The sequence below is a fragment of the Flintibacter faecis genome (assembly GCF_014287875.1).
Taxonomy (GTDB): Bacteria; Bacillota; Clostridia; order Oscillospirales; family Oscillospiraceae; genus Lawsonibacter; species Lawsonibacter faecis_A.
Genome location: NZ_JACOPN010000035.1, coordinates 1 through 698 on the forward strand (window position 1 = coordinate 1; position 698 = coordinate 698).

Annotated in this window: 1 protein-coding gene; it reads left to right on the forward strand. The window is 51.0% G+C overall.

The window, feature by feature from the left end; all coding sequences use genetic code 11:
* Positions 1-698: recombinase family protein (locus H8S55_RS13885; protein ID WP_186879361.1), on the forward strand; the 698-nt coding region annotated here is incomplete at both ends.

Sequence of the window (698 nt, forward strand, 5' to 3'; positions counted from 1 at the left end):
ATCAAGGACATGAGCCGCATGGGTCGTGACTATCTGAAAGTCGGTCAGATTATGGAAATCCTGCGTCAGCGTGGCGTTCGCCTTATCGCCATCAATGACGGCGTGGACAGTGCCAGAGGTGATGATGATTTTACCCCTTTCCGCAACATTATGAACGAGTATTACGCCAGAGATACCAGCCGTAAAATCCGTTCCACTTTCCAGTCCAAAGGCAAGTCCGGCAAACACCTCACAGGCACGGTCATTTACGGCTATCTTTGGAACGAAGCAAGAGACCAATGGTTGGTTGACCCCGAAGCCGCCGAGGTGGTCAAGCGCATCTTTGCCATGACGATTGACGGCTACGGTCCGTATCAGATCGCCAGCAGGCTGAAAGAAGAAAAAGTCCTCATTCCGTCCGCTTACCTTGCCCAGCACGGCGAGGGCGTGAACAAAAACAAGACTTTCAAAGATGTGTACAGCTGGGGTTCTTCCACCATTTGCAACATTCTTGAAAAGCGTGAGTATCTGGGACATACCATCAACTTCAAGACCCGAAAGCACTTCAAGGACAAGAAAAGCCATTATGTCCCGGAGGACGAATGGACAATTTTCGAGAATACCCATGAGCCTATCATTGACCAGCAGACCTTTGACCTTGTGCAGAAAATCCGTGGGAATGTCAGACGCTACCCGGACGGCTGGGGCGAAGCAGCTCC